The following is a 19,108-nucleotide window of genomic DNA, read 5'->3' on the forward strand; positions in this document are numbered from 1 at the left end:
GTGTATCCTCAGGCGGACAAGCAACGTTGCATTGGAGAAACAGTTTCATGGCTGGTGACCTTTCGCTTGGCGTCAATATCGATCACGTCGCAACGCTGCGCAACGCACGCGATGCCCGTTACCCAAGCCCGGTCTTTGCCGCGCAGGTGGCAGAACAGGCTGGGGCGGATCACATCACCGTGCACCTGCGGGAAGATCGTCGCCATGTGGGCGATGAAGATGTCCGGTTGATCAAGGCATTGCTGCAAACCCGCATGAATCTGCAAATGGCGCTCAACCCGGCGCTGCTCGATTTCGTGCTGGGCATTGCGCCCCAGGATGTCTGCCTTGTCCCGGCGGATGGCGATCAGCAAAGTGGCTCGCACGGGCTGGATGTGCGGGGCAATCGGGCCGAGGTTGGGGAGTACATCAAAAAACTGAACGCGGCGGGTGTGCGCACCAGCGTATTGCTGGCCCCCGATTTCGAACAGATTCGCCTTGCCCATGCGCTTGGCGCGCAAGCCATTGAACTTGATACAGGGCGGTACGCAGCCGCGCTTGATCGAAAAGCCAGAGAGACAGAATATGCCCGGGTCAAGGTAGCGGCAGAATACGCGGCCAACCTGGGGCTGGTGATTTCCGCCGGGCACGGTTTGAACTATCACAATGCCGAGCCGATTGCGGCGATTGCCCAGGTCTCTGAACTGAATATCGGGCACGCGATCATTGCACATGCATTGATTGTCGGGTTGCCGACCGCCGTGCGTGAAATGAAAATGCTGATGATCCGGGCCCGTTTGACGGCCAAGCGTGAACTGGCGGAAGACGACGATAACTGATCTGCTGAACTGATGCCTGTAGAACGGGTCGCAACAGAGGGTGGTCTGGTGTAAACAAAGGCAGGCCATGCCGCGTTTTTAGTGAACAAGCCGAATCGTCAAGTCCAAAGGGGGTGCCATGATCAGCGTTGCCCATGAGCCAGGTTATGTGTCGGTTGCTGTCTTCAACGAATTCACCGTGCATGATTTTCGCCAGTTTGAAGACGATGTACGGTACAAGATCAACTTTGAAGGCAAACCCAATCTGCTGTTCGATTTGACCGGAATGGTGCGTTACACGCTGGATATGGCCATTGAGGAATACAAGTTCGCCAAGGCGCATCGCTCTGATTTTGGGCGGGTTGCGGTGGTGACCGACGACCAGTGGGTAACCTGGTCGGCCTGGATGAACACCTTGTTTTCTGAAGCCCGTATCGAAATTTTTGATAACCTGGACGAAGCCGTGGACTGGGTGCGGCAAGACGGGACACAAGGCGCAGCCGCGTAAGACGGCAAAGCACAGGATGACCATGAGATCTTTTCTCAATAATCTGTTTTCCAAAGATGTATCACCGCTGGAAAATCCGCGGCAGGTAAATGCCTGGTGCAAGAAGCTTGAACTGGCAGACCCGCAGGCCCAGCGCCAGAAAGTGGCGGCGGTCGTGAACGCCTTTCTGGCGGACAAGATCAAGCCAGAGCCCGCAGTACTACAGGCTCTGATCCGGATCGACGAAAGTGTGCAGATGGGCTATGAGCGCATCCGCTATCAGTACGTCTCCAATCCGCGCATGCCCAAAGAAATCGAGCAAAGCCTGTGGCAGGACATTACCGGGCTGGCCGATTCCATGGTCAAGGCGTATCTGAGTTTTGCCAAAGTCGAGGCCGATGGCGAAGAGAAGCAGGCCTACGACGCCATGATGCCGCTGGTGCTGGCGCGTTGCCTGCACTACGTTGGCATCCTGGCCAAATGGCACTACTTCCGCTTTGATCGGGTGCCGGCCCAGCTTTGGTCGCAGGCACATAGCCTGTACCGGCTTTCCGAGATTGATGGCTTCGACTGCAACCCGTTTCCGCTTTATCCGCATCATGGGGCGGAGGTAAGCTCCTGCGCCGACGAATACATCCAGTTGTTGATGCTCAATACGGTTTCGTCCAACAACCTCTCGGTGCGGCAACTGGACTGGGTGGATCAGTGGCTGGATAAGTGGTCCCGTAACGTGCTGATTGCCCGGCGTTTCCAGCCTGACCATCATCACTACTGTGTCAATCTGAGCGGCAAACAGGGGCCGGAAAAGATTGGTGACGATAGCCAGGGTGATCCCTATCGCTACTGGGGCATTTACGAGTTGCTCAATGAAGTGCAGGGGTTGATCGCCAAGCTTGAAAGCGGTACCTCGCCGGCCAACCTGGGGCTCGGCAATGATGTGCGCGGGCCGGCTTGCCTGGAACTGTTGAAACATCTGGATGTGTTCTGGGGCATGGCGGTGCGCAATGCGCAATTTACCCGCAGTGATCGCCATGATGTGAGCAAAGAGGCGGACGTCGTGAACGGGCTGGACCGCCTGCACCGCAAGGTGCGTAGCGACAACGAACGCTTTACCCGCCAGCCGGATGAGGCGAAAACCGGTGTCGATTACGACGAAGTCATGGACATGCGCTTGTATGGCTTTGTTTCTGCCCGCACGCGTTCGCGGCAGGCACAGGCCCCGCAGATTGTGCAGAGAACGGAAGCGCCCGACTGGCAATCCTGGCGCGTGGAAAACGAATCTGAAGGCGGTTATGGCGCCACGCTGGAAGTAGCGGGGGCCGAGTGGGTACGGCCTGGCGTCATGATTGGCATGCGGTTTGGGCCGGACGATAGCTGGAAGGTCTGCGTGGTGCGCCGGATTTCCCGCATGAATGAATTCCAGATTTACGCGGGCCTGCAATTATTGAGCGCCACACCGGTGGCGGTGAGTATCCAGACGACCTCGACGACACCAGCACCGCCGCGTGCGCTGGAAGTCACGGATTTTGAAGCCTTTGACAGTGCCGCGCTCCATACCATGAATTCGGCGCTGTACCTGCCGTATGAGGTCGACGGCGTGACCACCAACACCTTGTTGATGCATTCCGCTAATTACGATGCGGATCGCACCTATGACGTGCAGGCGCGTGAGCGGCACTTTACCGTCAGCCTGGGGCGCTCGCTGGATAAAGGCGTGGACTGGACTTGGGTCACGGTGCAGGTGCTGAGCCAGAAACACTGAACGGTGGCGTTCCGCACATGAAAAAAGGCTTTGTCCGAGAGGGCAAAGCCTTTTTCTTGGGGGGGCCTGTCAGAGCCGTAACTCAGGCCAGCACTTTGGTCAGAAACCGGCCAATAGCGTGGATTTCCGGCAGGCAAACTGAATGCTGCATAGGCCAGTCATGCCATTCAACCGGGTTACCCAGCGCCTCGGTTGCCGCTTTGGCGCGTCGGCCCAATGCAACGGGTACGACCGGATCCGCCGTGCCATGCGCCGCCAGCACTGGCGTCGTGGCGTTGGCGGGGCTGCGCGCTTGCTCAATCAATACGGGGGAGGGCCAATAGGTGGAGAGCGCAACGATACCGGCCAGCTTGTCCGGGCAGGTCAGGCCCGCCGTATAGGCAATCGCACCGCCTTGAGAGAAACCAGCCAGTACGATGCGTTCGGTGGGCACGCCACGTGCATTCTGGTCCGCAATCAGCGCGGCAACGTCCTCCAGCGACTGCCGGATACCGTTTTCGTCCGCATGCCGATCAATATCGTCAAAGTACAGAATGTCGTACCACGCGCGCATGGTGTAGCCGTTGTTGCAGGTGATCGGCATGAAGGGCGCATGCGGGAACACAAATCGCACGGCCAGATCGTCTGGCAGTCCCAGTTCTGGCACTACGCCGGCAAAGTCGCTGCCATCCGCACCCAGACCGTGCATCCAGATGACGGCGGCGGTGGGTTGTGGGCCAGTTTCAACTTCAATGGTATCCAGCAAAGCTCTGGTGTTACTCACGGTTTATTCCTGCGGTTTGACGGCGGATTTAGGGCGGAAAGCGGCAACCACGTCAGCGCGGGTTTCGATATACGGGCCTTCCAGCAACTGGATGCAGTAGGGCACTGCGGCGAAGATACCCGGCACGATCACATGGTCCAGCCCGTCTTTAAGGCCTTCCAGCGTTTCGCGAATGGACTTGGGCTGGCCTGGCAGGTTGAGAATCAGGGCGCGCTTGCGGATCACGCCGACCTGGCGCGACAAGATGGCCGTCGGCACAAACTTGAGACTGATCTGCCGCATTTGCTCGCCAAAGCCGGGCATTTCCCGGTCGGCAATGGCCAGCGTAGCGTCCGGCGTCACGTCACGCAGTGCGGGGCCGGTGCCCCCAGTGGTCAAGACCAGATCGCAGGCCAGATCGTCAACCAGTTCGATCAGCGTAGCCTCGATGATGGTTTGTTCGTCTGCAATCAGGCGGGTGACGGTTTCAAATGGCGTAACCAGGGCCTTGCGCAGCCAGTCTTCCAGTGCCGGAATACCCTTGTCTTCGTAGACGCCTTGGGAGGCCCTGTCAGAGACCGAGACCAGACCAATCTTGAATGTCATGCGCGTTGTTCCAGAATCAGCGCCGCACCATCGCCTGGACGCAAGGTCAGTTCTTCGTAATGCGCTACCTTGGCGCCCGCCAGACCGGTGGGTTCGTGGCCACTGGCATGCAAGATCGCCACAACGTTCATGCCTGCCGCATGGGCCGAGCGTATGCCGGCCTCAGCGTCTTCAAACGCAACGCAGCGCTCTGGCGCCAGTCCCAGCAACGCCGCGCCTTTCAGGTAGGGTTCCGGATGCGGCTTGCCGCTTTGCACATCGTCCGAACTGACCATCAGTGCGGGTACCGGCAAACCGGCTGCCTGCAATTTGGCCGTGGCAATGGCGCGGGACGCTGAGGTGACGACCGCCCAGCGATCCGCCGGCAAGCTAGCCAGAAAGGCTGCCGCACCGGGGATTGGCGTAATGGCATCCATTTCCCGTAGTTCCTGTTCCAGCAGGGCCACGACTTCCGCCTGGGCATCCATATGCGGGGCAACGATCTGGATGGTCTCAACGCCGCGGCGGCCATGGACGTACTGCATCAGGTGGTCAAAATCGATGCCGTTCTTCACAGCCCAGCCATACCAGATGCGTTCGATCAGGATGGTGGAATCGACCAGGGTGCCGTCCATATCGAACAGAAAGCCTTCACATTGCATTTGCCAACTCATCTGCGCTTATTCCTCGTCAGTGTCGGGCAGGGTGCCGTCCGGGTTGGGTTGCACTGGTTGGGCAAATTGTTCTTTCAGGAGCTGGAACAACTCACGAAAAGCCTTGGGCGGCTTTTGCTGTTCACGTTCCTTGACGGCATTGCGGATCAACTGGCGCAAGTGCTGCACGTTGACAGTCGGGTGCTCTGCCACAAATTCTTCGACCGCTTTAGGCTCCGTCAGCATTTTTTCGCGGATGCGTTCGAGCTTGTGCAGCCAGGCGTTGTGTTCGTCCGATTGACCGGCAATCCGGGCCAGCAGGGCGCGGATCGGCTCTGGATCAACATCACGCATCAGTTTGCCGATGTATTGTTTATGCCGCGCAACGGCACCATTTGCCTTGAGTCGCTTGGCTTCGCGAATGGCTGCGACCAGGCGTTCGGGCAAGCCCAGAGGCTCCAGCAGCTTGATGTCCAGTGGAATCAGTTCTGCGCCCAACTCTTGCAGCGCGGTCATCTCTCGCTTGAGCTGGGATTTGCTGACCAACTCGACATCATCGTCGTGCTGGTTGTTATTGTCGTTGTGTGCCATGTTTGGGGCCATTACTGCAAAACCGCTATCATAACAAACTAGTTCACAGACCACGCCGCATGCGTGCTCGCCAATCATGAAAAAAGGATAATCGTGTCGGGATTCAGTTTTAGCGAACAGCAACTGACCACGCTGGTCGGTCAGGTACTGGATGAAGCCGCAAAGCAGGGCGCCAGCGATTGCGAAGTGGATATTTCCGAGTCATTTGGCCAGAACGTGAACGTGCGCCTGGGTGAAGTGGAAACCATCGAATACAACCGGGATAAAGGCCTGGGCGTCACGGTGTTTCTGGGCCAGCAAAAAGGGCATGCCAGCACGTCTGACTTTTCGGGCCAGGCACTGGCCGATACGGTCAAAGCCGCGTTGGCCATTGCCCGGTATACGGCGGCCGATGAATACGCCGGTTTGCCCGACAAAACCCTGCTGGCGACGCATTTCCCGGAGCTGGACCTCTACCATCCTTGGGATTTGCCGGTAGAAGACGCCATTCGCATTGCCACACAGTGTGAAGACGCGGCACGCGGGGTTGATCCGCGTATCACCAACTCGGAAGGCGGCTCGGCCTCTACCCATGCTTCGCGCTGGGCCTACGGTAACTCGCTGGGGTTTGTCGGCGCGGGTACAGGGTCGCGCTATGGCGTATCCGCCGCTGTGATTGCGGAAGACGAAAGCGGCATGCAACGCGATTACTGGTACACCAGCATGCGTGACCCCAAAGATCTGGAACCGGCGGTGATTGTGGGGCGCAAAGCGGGTGAGCGGGCCCTGCGTCGCCTTGGCGCGCGCCGCGTCAAAACCGGGGAATACCCGGTGCTGTTTGAAGCATCGCTAGCCTCATCCTTGCTGGGTAACTGGGTTAACGCTGTCAGTGGCAGCAGCTTGTATCGCAAGTCTTCATTCTTGCTCGATAGCCTGGGCAAGCCGGTATTTGCCCCTTGCGTCACCATTGTGGATGACCCGTTCCTGAAAAAGGGCCTGGGTAGTGGCGCGTTTGATGCTGAAGGTGTCGCAACGCAGCGGCGTACCGTCGTTGATGCGGGGGTACAGCAAGGGTATTTCCTGTCCAGCTACAGCGCCCGCAAGCTGGGTATGCAAAGCACTGGTAACGCTGGTGGCGCGCACAATCTGCTCGTGACGCCGACGGCCAGTTTCGAAGAATTGCTGGCGGAACTGGGTACCGGCCTCTTCGTGACCGAATTGCTGGGGCATGGCACCAACATGGTGACGGGCGATTACTCGCGCGGCGCGGCTGGTTTCTGGGTGGAAAACGGGCAGATTCAATACCCGGTGGAAGAAATCACCGTGGCCGGCAATCTCAAGCAGATGTTCCTGGACGTGGTTGGTGTGGGTAGTGATATCCAGCTCTCCAGCAGTCGCCGGATTGGTTCCTTGCTGATCCGCAACATGACTGTGGCGGGCGAATGAGCGGCACCCCGCGCCCGCTTTACTGGGATGAAGCCACCGCCGCGCTGGCGGTGGCCGACCCGGTGCTGGCGGCGTTGATTGCGCAATTTCCGGATATCAGCCTGCGTGGTCGGGGTGATGCCTGGCAAACGCTAGCCCGGTCCATCGTCGGACAGCAAATCTCGGTCAAGGCGGCAGAATCGGTCTGGAACCGCTTTCTGGCCGCGCTGGGTGGAGAGTTATCCAGCGGTGCCGTGTTGGCGCTGGAAACCACGCAGTTGCGGGAATGCGGGCTGTCAGGCCGCAAGGTGGAGTATCTGCAAGATCTTTCCCGCCATCATGCCGCCGGCCGCCTGGATATGGCTTTGTGGCAAGACTGGGAGGACGAGGCCATCGTCGCGGAACTGGTGTCGATCCGCGGTATTGGTCGCTGGACGGCAGAGATGTTCCTGATGTTCTCCATGCTGCGCCCCAATGTGCTGCCACTCGATGACATCGGCGTGGTCAATGCCATTGCACGGCTGTACAACGGCGGCGAGCGCATGACGCCCAAGGCCATGCGTGAACTGGCCGAGCGCTGGCAGCCTGGCGTAGCGCGGCGACGTGGTATTTATGGCGTAGCCTGGAAGCCACGCCGATCGAATATTGATAGGCAGGGGAGCAGGCCAGGTGCTGGCACCACCCGCTCCGCGCTTATCCAACCCGCTTTGCCATCGCCTTCATCACGGCTTCCCACCCTTGCACAGCCTGTGGCCCGCATTGCGCAAATACTTCATCCAGCATGGCAAATTGCGGTGAGGAGAGCGCGGTTTCCAGCTGCGCGCCGGCCTCTGTCAGGGTCAGACATTTCACCCGCCGGTCTTCGACATCTGGCGCGGTATCCACCAGTCCGGCCTCTACCAGCGCCTTGAGCGGGCCGTGTACGGCCTGTTTGCTCACGCCCAGCTTGTCGAGCAGCTCATTGACCGCAATGCCAGGATCGCGCCCGATAAAGTGCAGCAGCCGGTGATGCACCCGGTTCCAGCCGCGTTGGGCGAGGAAAGCATCGGGGGCGGCGGTGAAGGCACGATAGGCGTAAAACAGCAGTTCCTGGGCTTCGCTGAGAACACGTTTGGTGGTCATGAAGGATTGGGCAACTGTTATGGTTGATATGGTTGGTCAATGATATTGACAATATCCGCGCCGGGAAACAACATATGGTCAAATTAATTGACCTAAATGGTTGTATCTGTTGTCTTCTTTGTCACAGTCGCTGGCAAGGGGCCATGATCAAAAGCCGGAGACTTAGCCATGTTTGCCAAGCGTATTGAACGCCTTACCTCGTCGCTGGTGCGCGACATTCTTGCTGCCGCCAGTCGTCCGGGTGTGATTTCTTTTGCAGGTGGCCTGCCGGCAGAAGAGGCGCTGTATCGGCCAGATCCGGCACAACTGCAATCCTTGCAACACTGCTGGCAATACGGCCAGACCGAGGGTGAGCCGCAACTGCGCGAAGCCATTGCCGCCGAGGCCAGAGCGCTGGGCATTGCCTGTGATGCCAGTCAGGTGCTGGTGTTGTCCGGCTCCCAACAGGGTATTGATCTAGTCTCCAAGCTGTTTATCGAGGAAGGCACGCGGGTGCTGGTAGAAGCGCCGGCCTACCTTGCGGCCGTGCAATCCTTCCGGTTGTTTGGTGCAGACTTTCTGCCGGTGACGGTTGATCCGGTCACCGGGCCGGATGCGCAATCCTTCAAATCTGCACTGGATTCGGCGCAACTGGCATATCTGACCCCCACATTTCAGAATCCCTCCGGTTATTGCTATCCCGCGGAGCAGCGTGAGCACATTGCCGCTGCGGTGGATGCGGCTGGCGTACCGCTGTTTGAGGATGACCCCTACCGTGAACTGGCTTTTGACGGCGCGGCACCACAGCCGATTGTTGGCCGGCTGAAAAATGCACCGTGGGTCTACCAGGGGTCGTTTTCCAAAACATTGGCGCCGGGCTTGCGGTTGGGCTTTCTGGTCGCCCATCCGGCGCTGGTGCCGCACCTGACGCGCCTGAAACAGGCCGCCGATCTGCATAGCAACCGGCTGAGCCAGCACTTGATTCTGCAAGCCCTGCAAAACGGCCTGCATGAACATGTGGCGCAAATCCTGCCGGTATACCGGGAACGGCGCGATGCCATGGCTGACGCCTTGACCCGTCATCTGGGCGATCTGGTGTCCTGGCAAAAACCGGTCGGTGGTTTGTTCTTCTGGGTGCGTTTCAAACAGGCCGTTGACACCCATGCGCTAATGCGGCGCGCGCTGGAGGCGGGGGTGGCCATCATGCCCGGCGACGCGTTCTATACCACGACACCGGAACACAGTTGCCTGCGCCTTAATTTCAGCCATTCCAGCCCGGCAGAGATTGAAGAAGGCATGGCGCGGCTTGCCAGCCTGCTGCGCTGATTTACAATGCCCGATCACCCGCGCCCGGAGCCGACAGCATGAACGCAGTACAAACCAGCAAATCGCAGAAATGGCAGATGTGGTTGTTGCTGGGGGTGTTTGTCGTGGGAGCGGCGAGCATGATGATTGATGTCGTCGGGCTCAGCGGTGTCGCCAGCGCTCCAACCCAGGTATTGCAAGCGGGTGCGGCGGTCGAGCCGTCACGCCCGGGCGCCTATGCCTGCGCATTTGCTGATACGGCACATAACAGCGTGACATATGTGCAGAACGGCCAGCAAGACAAGTTTCAGGCACTGTTTGAAAGCCGGGAATGCCGCGAACTACCCCAAGATCAGCATTTGCAGGTGATGGCGGTGGATGGCGGTTACGCCCAGGTCAAAGGGACCGACAGCTACTTTGCCAAGGGCGCATGGGCCCCGCCGGGCATGTTGCAGGCGGAGCGCTGACCGCTTCAGGCCGGCTGCTCGCAGAGTTCATCGCGTAGCCAGCGCGCGGCGGCGGTGCCGGACGGATGAGGGGGCCACACAATGTGCAACTGCAGATTGACCGTTTCCTGCAAGGGCAACATGGTTACGCCCGCAGTGCTCAGGCGCTGGTAGCTTTGCGGCAGCAGTGTAATACCCAGGCCCTGACCGATCAGGGTGAGGGCACTTAACGGGCTTTGCACCGTGTGCGCCACGCGCGGAATGAACCCTTGCGCCATGCAAATGGTATTGAGAAAGCCCGCGCTGTAGGCCTCATTCGACCGATGCTGGATGAATTCGGCCTGCGCCAGTTGTTTGAGCGAAACGCGCTCATGCTGCGCCAGTGGATGGTTGCTTGGTAATGCCAGCATGAGTGGTTCACGCCGTACCAGTTGATGTGACAGCTTGGCCGGTGCGGTGTCCCCGCTGAGATACCAGAAACCCACGTCCAGCTTCCGGGATTGCAGGGCGTTTGTCTGCTCGGCCGGGCTGAGTTCCTGATAGTTGAAGTGCAGACCGGGCCGACTGGCTGCGATCTCCTGCAATTGCGCAGGCAGGGAGCCGACCAGGGCGGTGGCGCTCAGGCCCAGGGTGATTTCACCTGACTGCATCTCGTTCACATTGCAGACCTGGGCAATGGAATGGCGCGCGTGGACGAACAGGCTGGATAGCTCATACGACAGTTTCTCGCCAGCAGGGGTGAGTAGCACTGCACTACCACGGCGAATAATGAGCGGCGCTCCGATGAGCTCTTCCAGTTCCCGTATTTGCCGGACCAGCGGCGGTTGCGACATGCGCAATACCACGGCGGCGCGCGCAAAATTGCGCTCGCTGGCTATTGCGTGAAAAGCGTGCAGCAACAAAAGGTTAACCTTGTCGCTGCCTGCGGGCGGAGAGAACGGCTGCGTCCCTAACAGGGCGGGAAGAATCGGCATATTCATGGCAGTGCAATACGGCCAGGGCCGCACTCATCAAAACGATACCGTATTGTCAGGACGATAAAGCGTTGATTCCATCGGACAAATCCGTATTTCTCAATAATGGGAATTTTTTTTGACAGCGGATTACGCGCACCGCCATTGCGGTAAACCCCCAGCGTTGTGGTTTGGCATCGTGCGGTATGCTGGTGTGGATACGCAAAACGGAGAAACCAGTGTTCGCAGGCATTGTGTACGGCGTCATGGCGGGCGCGCTGTGGGGTGTGATCTTTCTGGTGCCGCGCGTGTTATCCATGTTCAGCGCAACGGAGCTGATGGTGGGGCGCTATGTGGCCTACGGGCTTGTCTCTCTGCTGTTTTTGCTGCCGGTGGCACGCAAGCTATTGCCACGACTGGGCCGGCGTGACTGGCTTACGCTGCTGTGGCTGAGCATAGCCGGGAACCTTGTTTACTACCTGATGCTCGCCATCGCGGTGCAACGTGTTGGTGTTGCGGCGACCTCGCTGGTGATCGGGATGCTGCCGGTGTTGGTGACCCTGGCGGGCAGTGCCGACCATAATGCGGTGCCGCTGCGCAAGCTCATTCTGCCGCTGGGTGCCATTGTGCTGGGTGTGCTGTGCAATGGGGCGGATGTGCTTACTGCCAGGTTACCCGTTGGTTATGCCCAAGGCACTGGCGCGCGTTTGCTGGGTTTGCTGGCAGCGGTGGCGGCATTGGTCAGTTGGAGCGCCTATGCGATTGGCAATGCGCGCTACCTGATACGTCGCAGCGATCTCTCCAGCCATGACTGGTCGTTGCTGATGGGGGTGACCACAGGCGCCCTCGCTTTGCTGACCGGCCTTGCGGTACTGGGGCCGACCAGCACGCCCGAGGAGGTCGCCCGTCCTTGGGGCGGGTTTGTGCTGGCCATGTTTGCCATTGCCATTGGTGCGTCCATGATCGGCACTGGGCTATGGAATGCTGCAACGCGCCGCCTGCCGCTCACGCTGGGCGGGCAAATGATCATCTTCGAGACCGTCTTTGCCTTGCTCTACGCCTTTATGTACGAGGCCCGCTTGCCGCGTCCGCTAGAACTGGCGGCCATCCTGCTATTGCTGGGTGGTGTGGCCGGATCGTCATGGGTCCATGCGGTCAGGCATGCACCCGAGCATCCGGGTTAAGCATCGCCGCCAGGTGACCGTTTGTCCTGCGTTACTTCTTGTGCTGGAAATCCCCAACTTCGCAGAACAATCTACTGCGGTATTTTTGCAACTCAGAAATAACAATTTGTTCCTTGTCAAAAGTTTGGTTTATCGTCCTGTGCATTGATGCGTGAGCGGATTTCACGTGGTCGTGATGTATACGGGGATCGCATGGCAAAACTGGATCAGATTGACCTGGATATTCTGGAAAACCTGCAGCGCGAAGGGCGTATGACCAATGTGGCGCTAGCCAAAAAGGTTGGCCTTTCCACCACGCCTTGCCTGGAGCGGGTGCGTTCGCTGGAAGAATCCGGCGTGATCAAGGGCTATGCCGCGCAACTGTCTACCGACAAGCTTGGGTTGGGCTTGATGGTGTTTGTTGAAGTGTCGATGGAGAAAACCTCGGAAGAGGCCTTTGACGAGTTTCGCAAGGCGGTACTGGGGATTCCGGAAATTCTGGAGTGCTTCATGATTGCCGGTGGATTTGATTATCTGTTGAAAATCCGCGTGCCCGATATGGGCTCTTATCGGTCTTTTCTGGGCAAGGTATTAAGCAGCGTGCCGGGTATCCGGGTGACGCACAGTTATACGGTAATGGAAGAAGTCAAAGAAACAACGTCGGTTTCTTTGGGCCATCTGGCGCATCGACCGATGGAATAATCCAGGCCTGGTTCTGGATTGAATGACCAATGATTATCTGTAATTTCAGATAATGCTTATTTGTTAATCAATATCAATTGTAATTACATATAAAGATCTGCTTTTTATCCAGGCTAAAACAAAAAGCAGAAACGGACCGGGAAAACCATTTGGTGCAGTACCTCATGGATCATGAGGCACAAGCAGGCGCGTGCCAGCGGACGCAGATCCGCACGCCTGCTGTTTTCCGGCGACAAAGTCATGCTGTGCTGCGGCCCCTGGTCTCAGCCCGCTCTGCGCATGCCTTTTCGCTGATTCTTTCTAAGCGGGCTTTTCTTTTTGGAGGCGAGGAATCATGAAAGTGGCATTGAAAAAAAGTATTGTGATTGCAGGCTTGGGTTTGCTGGGCGCACTGGCAGGGCCGGCATGGGCCGATTATTCGGTAGGTATTGCTGGCCCAATGACGGGCGAATATGCCTCGGCAGGTGCGCAGATTCGGGCCGGTGCTGAAATGGCCGTGGCCGATATCAATGCCAAAGGCGGCGTATTGGGCCAGAAAATCAAACTGGAAGTCGGCGATGATGCTTGTGATCCCAAGCAAGCCGTTTCCGTTGCCAATGCCATGGTGAATAAACATATTGTGTTTATGCATGGTCACTGGTGTTCCAGTTCTACCATTCCGGCATCGGATATTTATAACGATGCGCAGATTCCGATGGCGACCGTGTCGACCAACCCCAAGGTGACCGAGCGCGGCCTGAAGAACATTTTCCGCATCATGGGTCGTGATGACCAGCAAGGTGGTGTGGGGGGCGGTTTCCTGGCCGAACACTTTGGCAGCAAAAAGATTGCCGTGGTGGATGACAAGAGCGCCTACGGCAAGGGTCTGGCTGATGAAATGGCCAAGGGCATCCAGGGCAAGGGTGTGAAGCCGGTACTGCGTGAATCCATCACCGCCGGCGAAAAGGATTACTCCGGCCTGATTACCAAACTCAAGGCGGCCGGGGTTGAGGTCGTGGCCTACGGCGGTTATCACACCGAGGTGGCGCTGATCTTGCGTCAGGCACAGCAGGCAGGTCTGAAATTGACCATCCTGGGCGGCGACACCATGAGCAACAGTGAGCTGGTGACGGCCGCAGGTGGCGACAATGCCAACAACGTGCTGTTCACCTTTGCGCCGGATTCCCGTCTGGAGCCGGCCGCGGCCGATGTGGTCAAGCGCTTCCGCGACAAGAAAGTCGAGCCTGATGGCTATGTGCTGTACGCCTATGCGGCCATGCAGTTGTTCCAGCAAGCCGCTGAAAAAGCCAAGAGCGTCAAATACGCCGATCTGGACAAGGCGCTCGCCAACGGTTCATTCAATACCGTAGTGGGCACTCTGTCGTTTGATGCCAAGGGCGACCTGAAAGTCCCGGCCTTCCGCGTCTATCAGTGGAAAGGCAACAAGTACGAGTATTTCAAGTAAGGCGTGAAGTGTGAGGGGTGAGCTGGAAAACCCTGGCGACGGGAGTCCATGGGTTTTTCATCTCACTCCAATTTCATCTCACTCCAACGACAGGAACCAGGGGCGGGAAGGGGTGTTGGGGATGGTTTCCCCTCAGCCTCCCTTCTCACACCTCACGGAGTAACCATGGGGCAGTTCATTCAACAGTTGATCAACGGCCTCACGCTGGGTGCGGTCTACGGCTTGATCGCACTGGGTTATACGATGGTGTACGGCATCATCGGCATGATCAATTTCGCCCACGGCGATATCTATATGGTCAGCGCGATTATCTCGGTCACCGCGCTGACGCTGATGAGCGCATTTGGCATCAGTTCCGTGCCGCTGGTATTGGCACTGGTCCTCATCATCGCCATTGCGTTTACCTCTGTGTACGGCTGGGCGGTGGAGCGTACGGCTTACCGGCCCTTGCGCAATGCCTCGCGCCTGGCGCCGCTGATTTCTGCCATTGGTATGTCGATTTTTCTGCAAAACATGGTGCAGGTGACACAAGGTGCGCGCGTCAAACCCGTGCCAACCCTGATGCCCGGCGGGATAGAACTCTTCACCCATGCCGGCTTTTCGGTGCATCTGGCCTATACGCAAATCATGATTTGCGTGATCACGGTCGTGCTGATGGTGGCATTTACCGGGCTGATCACGCGGACTTCGTTCGGGCGGCAGCAGCGCGCCTGTGAGCAAGATCGCACCATGGCGTCCTTGCTGGGTATTGATGTCGACAAGACCATCTCTTACACCTTCATGCTGGGCGCGGCGCTGGCCGCGGTGGCGGGCGTCATGGTCACCGTTTATTACGGTGTGGTGGATTTCTCGATCGGGTTTGTCGCCGGGATCAAGGCATTTACTGCCGCAGTACTGGGTGGCGTGGGCTCTTTGCCGGGGGCCATGCTGGGTGGCGTCTTGATCGGGCTGATTGAATCGTACTGGAGCGCCTATCTCTCGCCGGAATACAAAGACGTGGCGACGTTTGCCATTCTGATCCTGGTGCTCATGTTCCGCCCCAGCGGTTTGCTGGGCCGTCCTGAAGTGGAGAAAGTCTGATGAGTGCGCATGCGGCACAACAATCCGCTGGCATGGCGCTGGCGGACAAACTCAAAGACGCGTTGCGCATTGGCCTGGTGGCCTTGCTGTTGGGTATACCCATGCTGGGTTTGACGACAGTCGATCAGGGCGGCGGTTTGCAGGTGATGACCCGCTGGCCGCTGCTGGCGCAGTTTGTCGGTGTGGTGTTCTTTGGCCGATTGATATTGCAATGGCTGGTCGGACACTTTCATTTGCGCAAACTGCAGCGGCAACGGGTGGCCGCCAAAACGGCGGTGGTGCAAGAACGACCGTGGCTTAAATGGCTGGGCGCTGTCGCACTGGCCTTTGCCGTGGCGTTGCCTGTTGCGTTCTCCGGCAACCGTTATGTGATCGATATCGCCACTACTGTGCTGATCTACGTCATGTTGGGTTGGGGCCTGAATGTGGTGGTAGGGCTTGCCGGGCTGCTGGACCTGGGCTACGTGGCGTTCTACGCCGTCGGCGCTTACAGCTATGGCTTGTTGTCCACCCTGTTTGGCTGGGGCTTCTGGGAAACACTGCCGGTCGCTGGCGGTATGGCCGCCTTGTTTGGCTTGTTGCTGGGCTGGCCCACCTTGCGTTTGCGCGGTGACTATCTGGCGATTGTGACGCTGGGCTTTGGCGAGATCATCCGCATCATCCTCGTAAACTGGACGGATTTCTCGGGTGGCCCTAACGGCATCAATTCCATCCCGCGCCCCAGTTTCTTTGGCCTGGAGTTCAAACCGCCGGGCGACACGCCGACGTTTGCCTCGTTCTTTCATCTGGAATACTCGGCCGATCACCGTGTGGTGTTCTTGTACTACGTGATTCTGGTGTTGGCACTGCTTACCCATGTGTTCGTTTCACGTTTGCGCCGACTGCCCGTGGGTATGGCGTGGGAAGCCGTGCGGGAAGACGAACTGGCCTGCAAGGCGCTGGGCATCAATGTCACCGGCGTCAAGCTCTCGGCCTATGCCATCGGGGCCATGCTTGGTGGTTTTGCCGGCGTGTTTTTTGCCGCACGGCAGGGGTTTATCTCGCCAGAAAGCTTTGTGTTTTCGGAGTCTGCCACCATCCTGGCCATTGTCGTGCTGGGTGGGCGTGGCAGCCAGTTGGGGGTGGTGTTTGCGGCCTTGTTGCTGGTGGTATTGCCGGAGCTTGGGCGTGATTTTTCGGACTACCGCATGCTGCTGTTTGGCGCCGCCATGGTGTTGATCATGGTGTGGCGTCCGGGCGGCCTTGTGGCCCGCCGTGAACCGACCATCCAGATCGAAACCGCCGCCGTGCAAGGAGCGACGCCATGATCGATACGCCGCTGCTGGAAGTTAATCATCTGACCATGCGCTTTGGCGGGCTGACCGCGCTGGATGACCTGTCGCTGGCGGTGCCGGCCGGCAAGGTGACCTCCATCATCGGGCCCAATGGCGCAGGTAAAACCACCTTCTTCAACTGCCTGACCGGGTTTTACAAACCCACGGTGGGCGACGTGGTCATGCACCACCCGCAGCACGGCAAGCTGATACTCAATCACCTGGCGACCCATCGTGTGGCGCGTCATGCCGGAGTGGTCCGGACCTTCCAGAATATCCGCTTGTTCCCCAGTATGACCGTGCTGGAGAACCTGATGGTGGCGCAGTACAACACCTTGCAGCATGCCTCCCGCTTCTCGCTGGCGGGCTTGCTGGGTTTGGCCGGGTATCGGCAGGCCAAAGAAGAGGCGCTGGCCAAAGCCACCACCTGGCTGGAGCGCCTGGGGCTGATTGACCGCGCCAATGTGGCGGCGGGCAATCTCTCTTACGGGACGCAACGCCGGATCGAAATTGCCCGGGCGCTGTGTGTTGATCCGCTCTTGTTGTGTCTGGATGAGCCCGCTGCGGGGCTGAACCCGCGCGAGTCGGCAGAACTCAACGAGCTGCTGCTGTATCTGTCGCGTGAGCACGGTAAAGGCATCCTGCTGATCGAGCACGATATGAATGTGGTGATGCGCGTGTCCGACCAGATTTGCGTGCTGAACTTTGGCCACAAGATTGCCGAAGGAACACCGCAAGAAATCCAGCAAGACCCGAACGTGATCAAGGCCTATCTGGGCGAAGAAGAGATCGAAGAGGCCAGCGCATGAGCATGTTGACAATGACGGGCGTACACGCCCATTACGGTGCCATTCATGCCTTGCGCGGAGTTGATCTGACGGTAGAGCAGGGCGAGATCGTCACACTGATCGGCGCCAATGGCGCGGGTAAATCGACGTTGATGATGACGCTGTTTGGTCAGCCCAAAGCGTCTGAAGGCAGCATCCAGTTTCAGGGTCAGAATCTTCTGAAAGTGTCGACGCACCAGATCGCCCGGCAGGGCATTGCCCTGGTGCCGGAAGGCCGGCGGATTTTCCAGCGCATGACCGTGCTGGAGAACCTGCAAATGGGCAGTAGCTTTGCGGACCCGGTGCATTACCAGGATGATCTGCAACGCATGTACCAGATGTTCCCGATTCTGGCGCAGCGCCTGACGCAACGCGCTGGCACGCTTTCCGGGGGCGAGCAACAAATGCTGGCGATTGCCCGCGCGCTGATGAGCCGCCCGCAATTGCTGCTGCTGGATGAGCCGTCGCTGGGCCTGGCTCCGCTCTATATCCGCCAAGTGTTCCGCATCATCAAGGAACTCAATGAGACGTGGGGCATGACCATTTTGCTGGTCGAGCAAAACGCGCATCACGCCTTGCGGGTTGCGCATCGGGGCTACGTGCTGCAGCATGGCGCCATTGTGCTGGCGGGAACCGGCAAGGACTTGCTGGAAAACCCGCAGGTGCGCGCGGCCTATCTGGAAAGCGGGGCGCACGCATAAGCCCCGATCCAGCCATCAACCATCGATAATCAGTATCAAACCCAGCGGCAGGTGTACCTCGATCCTGCCGCGGGCGTTTGTCTGCACTATCGACCTACACTCCCTGACTGATCCCGCACCCATGACGTTTAACCGCTATACCTTGTTCCTGATTGTTTCCATGGCGCTGGTCGGCAGTAACGTCGGGATCGGCAAATCCATCGTGATGGTGGTACCGGTGACGCTGTTTGCGCTGCTGCGCTTTGTGGTCGGAGTAGGAATCTTGCTGCCGCGCTATCGCCTGAGCCGTATGCGGCAGGTCAACCGCAAACAGTGGTTGGGACTTTTTCTGCAAGCCTTGTTCGGTACTTTCCTGTTTACCCTGTTGATGCTCAGTGGCGTCCAGCGCACCACGGCATTGGCGGCCGGGGTGATTACCAGCACCATCCCGGCGGTGGTGCTGATCCTGTCGTGGATTTTCCTGCGCGAACATCTGGGGCGCCGCGCCATCATTGCGGTCGGCCTGGCGGTGCTGGGCATGGTGATCATCAACGTTACCCGTTCAGGTAGCGGTGGCAGTGGTTCTCTTGCCGGCAACCTGATGGTGGCGGGGGCGGTGGTGTGTGAATCCATCTACGTGATTTTGTCGCGCCGTCTCACCCAGTCCTTGCCCGCCATTGATATTTGCGCCTACACCCATCTGATTGGTCTGGCGCTGATGCTGCCGCTGGGGCTGCCGGCGTTGATCCACTTTGATCTGACCAGTGTGGATACAGGGACCTGGCTGCTGGTGTTCTGGTACGGCCTGGCGGCCAGCGTGTTGTCTTTCTGGCTGTGGATGAAGGGCATCCGGCATATTCCAGCGCAAAAGGCGGGCGTATTCACGGCGGCGTTGCCGGTGGCGGCGGTCAGTTACGCGGTGTTGTTCCTGCACGAACAACCCATGCTGGCACATGCGGTGGCGCTGGTGTGCGTGCTGGCGGCTATTTTTCTGGTGAGCTGGCAAGAGCCGGAATCCCCGGTGGCCAAGGCGCCGCCGTTGGCTTGATGCGTGTTTAAGCCCACTTCTTGAC

At 58.6% G+C, this 19,108-nt stretch carries 21 protein-coding genes and 1 pseudogene; 16 read left to right on the forward strand and 6 right to left on the reverse strand.

What is annotated here, in order from left to right:
• The first annotated feature begins 47 nt into the window (after nucleotides 1–47).
• From HNQ50_RS04540 to HNQ50_RS04550, 3 genes are all read left to right on the forward strand, one after another.
• The gene (locus tag HNQ50_RS04540) at nucleotides 48–818 is read left to right on the forward strand and encodes a pyridoxine 5'-phosphate synthase (protein WP_184098090.1); all 771 of its coding nucleotides are present in this window, start codon (nucleotides 48–50) and stop codon (nucleotides 816–818) included.
• A 118-nt stretch (nucleotides 819–936) separates the two neighbouring features.
• Nucleotides 937–1,305 (forward strand): SpoIIAA family protein, encoded by a 369-nt coding sequence (locus HNQ50_RS04545; RefSeq protein ID WP_184098092.1) that lies wholly within the window; start codon nucleotides 937–939, stop codon nucleotides 1,303–1,305.
• Nucleotides 1,306–1,327: 22 nt separating this feature from the next.
• A complete protein-coding gene (locus HNQ50_RS04550) occupies nucleotides 1,328–3,046 on the forward strand; it encodes a cyclic-di-GMP receptor FimW-related protein (protein WP_184098094.1) in 1,719 nt (572 codons plus the stop codon).
• Between the two features lie 82 nt (nucleotides 3,047–3,128).
• Here the strand turns inward: HNQ50_RS04550 and HNQ50_RS04555 are convergent, their stop codons facing one another.
• The 4 genes from HNQ50_RS04555 to yjgA are packed head-to-tail and all read right to left on the reverse strand — an operon-like array spanning nucleotide 3,129 to nucleotide 5,617.
• Nucleotides 3,129–3,809 (reverse strand): alpha/beta hydrolase, encoded by a 681-nt coding sequence (locus HNQ50_RS04555; protein ID WP_308419130.1) that lies wholly within the window; start codon nucleotides 3,807–3,809, stop codon nucleotides 3,129–3,131.
• Nucleotides 3,810–3,812: 3 nt separating this feature from the next.
• The gene (mog, locus tag HNQ50_RS04560) at nucleotides 3,813–4,394 is read right to left on the reverse strand and encodes a molybdopterin adenylyltransferase (RefSeq protein WP_184098096.1); all 582 of its coding nucleotides are present in this window, start codon (nucleotides 4,392–4,394) and stop codon (nucleotides 3,813–3,815) included.
• Entirely contained in the window at nucleotides 4,391–5,047 is a 657-nt protein-coding gene (locus HNQ50_RS04565; RefSeq protein WP_184098098.1) for an HAD-IA family hydrolase, read from the reverse strand. Before HNQ50_RS04565 ends, mog begins: the two co-directional genes overlap by 4 nt.
• A gap of 6 nt (nucleotides 5,048–5,053) precedes the next feature.
• A complete protein-coding gene (yjgA, locus tag HNQ50_RS04570) occupies nucleotides 5,054–5,617 on the reverse strand; it encodes a ribosome biogenesis factor YjgA (protein WP_184098100.1) in 564 nt (187 codons plus the stop codon).
• A 93-nt stretch (nucleotides 5,618–5,710) separates the two neighbouring features.
• Here yjgA and pmbA point away from each other — a divergent pair, with 93 nt between their 5' ends.
• The gene (gene pmbA / locus HNQ50_RS04575; RefSeq protein WP_373282224.1) at nucleotides 5,711–7,042 is read left to right on the forward strand and encodes a metalloprotease PmbA; all 1,332 of its coding nucleotides are present in this window, start codon (nucleotides 5,711–5,713) and stop codon (nucleotides 7,040–7,042) included.
• Nucleotides 7,039–7,548: pseudogene (locus HNQ50_RS04580) on the forward strand (DNA-3-methyladenine glycosylase family protein); the annotation flags it as partial. The gene pmbA and the pseudogene HNQ50_RS04580, both read left to right, overlap by 4 nt.
• 166 nt (nucleotides 7,549–7,714) lie before the next feature.
• Here the strand turns inward: HNQ50_RS04580 and HNQ50_RS04585 are convergent.
• A complete protein-coding gene (locus HNQ50_RS04585) occupies nucleotides 7,715–8,035 on the reverse strand; it encodes a MarR family winged helix-turn-helix transcriptional regulator (RefSeq protein WP_308419142.1) in 321 nt (106 codons plus the stop codon).
• On the opposite strand from HNQ50_RS04585, the gene HNQ50_RS22030 reads away from it, so the two are divergent.
• The 3 genes from HNQ50_RS22030 to HNQ50_RS04595 all read left to right on the forward strand — a co-directional run bounded on the left by HNQ50_RS22030 (nucleotide 7,940) and on the right by HNQ50_RS04595 (nucleotide 9,894).
• A complete protein-coding gene (locus HNQ50_RS22030) occupies nucleotides 7,940–8,170 on the forward strand; it encodes a hypothetical protein (RefSeq protein WP_246428633.1) in 231 nt (76 codons plus the stop codon). The two genes, HNQ50_RS04585 and HNQ50_RS22030, sit on opposite strands and share 96 nt — an antisense overlap.
• 141 nt (nucleotides 8,171–8,311) lie before the next feature.
• Nucleotides 8,312–9,448 carry an aminotransferase-like domain-containing protein gene (locus HNQ50_RS04590; protein WP_184098104.1) on the forward strand — a complete coding sequence of 379 codons (1,137 nt, stop codon included), beginning with the start codon at nucleotides 8,312–8,314 and terminating at the stop codon, nucleotides 9,446–9,448.
• A gap of 38 nt (nucleotides 9,449–9,486) precedes the next feature.
• Nucleotides 9,487–9,894, forward strand: a complete 408-nt coding sequence (locus HNQ50_RS04595) for a hypothetical protein (protein ID WP_184098106.1) — start codon at nucleotides 9,487–9,489, stop codon at nucleotides 9,892–9,894.
• A gap of 5 nt (nucleotides 9,895–9,899) precedes the next feature.
• Here HNQ50_RS04595 and HNQ50_RS04600 read toward each other — a convergent pair whose 3' ends face one another.
• Nucleotides 9,900–10,853: a LysR substrate-binding domain-containing protein gene (locus HNQ50_RS04600; RefSeq protein ID WP_184098108.1), complete on the reverse strand. Its 954-nt coding sequence runs from the start codon at nucleotides 10,851–10,853 to the stop codon at nucleotides 9,900–9,902.
• A gap of 212 nt (nucleotides 10,854–11,065) precedes the next feature.
• On the opposite strand from HNQ50_RS04600, the gene HNQ50_RS04605 reads away from it, so the two are divergent.
• From HNQ50_RS04605 to HNQ50_RS04640, 8 genes are all read left to right on the forward strand, one after another.
• Nucleotides 11,066–12,010: a DMT family transporter gene (locus HNQ50_RS04605; RefSeq protein WP_308419131.1), complete on the forward strand. Its 945-nt coding sequence runs from the start codon at nucleotides 11,066–11,068 to the stop codon at nucleotides 12,008–12,010.
• A 192-nt stretch (nucleotides 12,011–12,202) separates the two neighbouring features.
• A complete protein-coding gene (locus HNQ50_RS04610; RefSeq protein ID WP_184098112.1) occupies nucleotides 12,203–12,691 on the forward strand; it encodes an Lrp/AsnC ligand binding domain-containing protein in 489 nt (162 codons plus the stop codon).
• 334 nt (nucleotides 12,692–13,025) lie between these two features.
• Nucleotides 13,026–14,135 (forward strand): branched-chain amino acid ABC transporter substrate-binding protein, encoded by a 1,110-nt coding sequence (locus tag HNQ50_RS04615; protein WP_221303008.1) that lies wholly within the window; start codon nucleotides 13,026–13,028, stop codon nucleotides 14,133–14,135.
• 165 nt (nucleotides 14,136–14,300) lie between these two features.
• Entirely contained in the window at nucleotides 14,301–15,215 is a 915-nt protein-coding gene (locus HNQ50_RS04620; RefSeq protein WP_184098114.1) for an ABC transporter permease subunit, read from the forward strand.
• Entirely contained in the window at nucleotides 15,215–16,522 is a 1,308-nt protein-coding gene (gene livM, locus HNQ50_RS04625) for a high-affinity branched-chain amino acid ABC transporter permease LivM (protein WP_184098116.1), read from the forward strand. The genes HNQ50_RS04620 and livM overlap by 1 nt, the downstream gene beginning before the upstream one ends.
• On the forward strand, nucleotides 16,519–17,337 hold the full coding sequence (locus HNQ50_RS04630) for an ABC transporter ATP-binding protein (RefSeq protein ID WP_221303009.1): 819 nt from the start codon (nucleotides 16,519–16,521) through the stop codon (nucleotides 17,335–17,337). Before livM ends, HNQ50_RS04630 begins: the two co-directional genes overlap by 4 nt.
• Nucleotides 17,334–18,056: an ABC transporter ATP-binding protein gene (locus tag HNQ50_RS04635; protein ID WP_246428588.1), complete on the forward strand. Its 723-nt coding sequence runs from the start codon at nucleotides 17,334–17,336 to the stop codon at nucleotides 18,054–18,056. Before HNQ50_RS04630 ends, HNQ50_RS04635 begins: the two co-directional genes overlap by 4 nt.
• 121 nt (nucleotides 18,057–18,177) lie before the next feature.
• A complete protein-coding gene (locus HNQ50_RS04640) occupies nucleotides 18,178–19,083 on the forward strand; it encodes a DMT family transporter (RefSeq protein ID WP_184098118.1) in 906 nt (301 codons plus the stop codon).
• Nucleotides 19,084–19,108: the final 25 nt, after the last annotated feature.

This window comes from Silvimonas terrae, from assembly GCF_014202765.1.
GTDB classification, from domain to species: Bacteria; Pseudomonadota; Gammaproteobacteria; order Burkholderiales; family Chitinibacteraceae; genus Silvimonas; species Silvimonas terrae.

Coding starts and splice junctions, on each gene's coding strand:
- HNQ50_RS04635 (WP_246428588.1), top strand. CDS start 17,334: ATGAGCATGTTGACAATGACGGGCGTACACGCCCATTACGGTGCCATT.
- HNQ50_RS04595 (WP_184098106.1), top strand. CDS start 9,487: ATGAACGCAGTACAAACCAGCAAATCGCAGAAATGGCAGATGTGGTTG.
- HNQ50_RS04565 (WP_184098098.1), bottom strand. CDS start 5,047: ATGAGTTGGCAAATGCAATGTGAAGGCTTTCTGTTCGATATGGACGGC.
- HNQ50_RS04620 (WP_184098114.1), top strand. CDS start 14,301: ATGGGGCAGTTCATTCAACAGTTGATCAACGGCCTCACGCTGGGTGCG.
- HNQ50_RS04545 (WP_184098092.1), top strand. CDS start 937: ATGATCAGCGTTGCCCATGAGCCAGGTTATGTGTCGGTTGCTGTCTTC.
- mog (WP_184098096.1), bottom strand. CDS start 4,394: ATGACATTCAAGATTGGTCTGGTCTCGGTCTCTGACAGGGCCTCCCAA.
- HNQ50_RS04590 (WP_184098104.1), top strand. CDS start 8,312: ATGTTTGCCAAGCGTATTGAACGCCTTACCTCGTCGCTGGTGCGCGAC.
- HNQ50_RS04615 (WP_221303008.1), top strand. CDS start 13,026: ATGAAAGTGGCATTGAAAAAAAGTATTGTGATTGCAGGCTTGGGTTTG.
- livM (WP_184098116.1), top strand. CDS start 15,215: ATGAGTGCGCATGCGGCACAACAATCCGCTGGCATGGCGCTGGCGGAC.
- HNQ50_RS04610 (WP_184098112.1), top strand. CDS start 12,203: ATGGCAAAACTGGATCAGATTGACCTGGATATTCTGGAAAACCTGCAG.
- HNQ50_RS04600 (WP_184098108.1), bottom strand. CDS start 10,853: ATGAATATGCCGATTCTTCCCGCCCTGTTAGGGACGCAGCCGTTCTCT.
- HNQ50_RS04540 (WP_184098090.1), top strand. CDS start 48: ATGGCTGGTGACCTTTCGCTTGGCGTCAATATCGATCACGTCGCAACG.
- yjgA (WP_184098100.1), bottom strand. CDS start 5,617: ATGGCACACAACGACAATAACAACCAGCACGACGATGATGTCGAGTTG.
- HNQ50_RS04630 (WP_221303009.1), top strand. CDS start 16,519: ATGATCGATACGCCGCTGCTGGAAGTTAATCATCTGACCATGCGCTTT.
- HNQ50_RS04640 (WP_184098118.1), top strand. CDS start 18,178: ATGACGTTTAACCGCTATACCTTGTTCCTGATTGTTTCCATGGCGCTG.
- HNQ50_RS04550 (WP_184098094.1), top strand. CDS start 1,328: ATGAGATCTTTTCTCAATAATCTGTTTTCCAAAGATGTATCACCGCTG.